Source organism: Cupriavidus sp. FW306-1B-F12B, assembly GCF_058781795.1.
On sequence record NZ_JBYSXC010000040.1, the window covers coordinates 1 to 1,087 of the forward strand.

Genomic DNA, 1,087 nt, shown 5'->3' on the forward strand with positions numbered 1-1,087 from the left:
GCCGCGGCGGGCGCGGCGGGCGTTGCCGCAGGCGCCGAAGCGGCCGCAGCCGGCGGCACCGGCGTGGCGGCCGGGCGGGCCTGGTCGATCGGCTGCGCCTGCACCGTGCCCGGCGCCACTGGCATGGTGGCCACGCCGGGCGCAGTGTTGACGTCGGCACCCGGCGGCACGATGCGCAGCAGCTGGCCGACCTCGATCTGGTTCACATTGGTCAGGTTGTTCCACGTTGCCACATCGCGATACGACTGGCCGTTCTCCAGCGCGATACGGTAAAGAGTATCGCCTCGCTTGACCCGATAGTATCCGGGGGGCGCCGGTTCCAGCGTCGCGGCCGTGGTACCGGAAGTGGAGGTACGGTCAACCACGGGTGCCGGCATCGGCGAATTGGCGCAGGCGGCCAGCAGGGCCGTCAGCGCCGAGGCCGCAAAAAGTTGTCCGGCGCGTGCGAAATATTGCGATTTCACGATGTTGTGCATAGTTCGACTCAGATGGTGCCCGATTTTAAGGGCACAAAGAAAACGGCTTCAAGCGCGGTTCTGTGAAAGCGATGGCGGTTGCGCCGCTCGATCAGCAACAGCTGCTGCGTGACGGTCTGGCCCGGCACGCCCGCCGGCGGCATCACCGCCACCGGGGCGATCAGGCGCCCGCCGATGGCCAGCTGCTCCAGCAGCGCCTCGGGCACCTCCATGCCGGCCGCGGCCAGGATGATGGCCGAAAACGGCGCCGCCTGGGGCAGCCCCAGCATGCCGTCACCGTAGTGCAGGCGCAGGTTGGGCACGCGCAGCGGCCGCAGGTTGGCCTTGGCCTGCTCGTGCAGCGGGCGGATGCGCTCGATCGAGAAGACTTCGCGCGCGACCTGGCTCAGCACCGCGGCCTGGTAGCCGCAGCCGGTGCCGATCTCGAGCACGCGCTCCAGCGGCGCGTCGGCGGCCAGGCCCTCGCGCAGCAGCTCGATCATGCGCGCCACCACCGACGGCTTGGAAATGGTCTGCTGGTGGCCGATCGGCAGCGCGGCGTCCTCATACGCCTGCGATGCCAGCCCCGGCTCGACGAACAGGTGGCGCGGCACGGTGGCAATGGCCGACAG

General features: G+C 69.8%; 2 protein-coding genes. Both read right to left on the reverse strand.

The window, feature by feature from the left end:
- The coding region (locus tag AC3WLE_RS30385; RefSeq protein ID WP_492363613.1) for a LysM peptidoglycan-binding domain-containing protein at nt 1–476 on the reverse strand (476 nt) is incomplete at its 3' end.
- An 8-nt stretch (nt 477–484) separates the two neighbouring features.
- Nucleotides 485–1,087 (reverse strand): protein-L-isoaspartate(D-aspartate) O-methyltransferase (locus tag AC3WLE_RS30390; protein WP_492363614.1); only part of this gene is annotated, 603 nt, incomplete at its 5' end.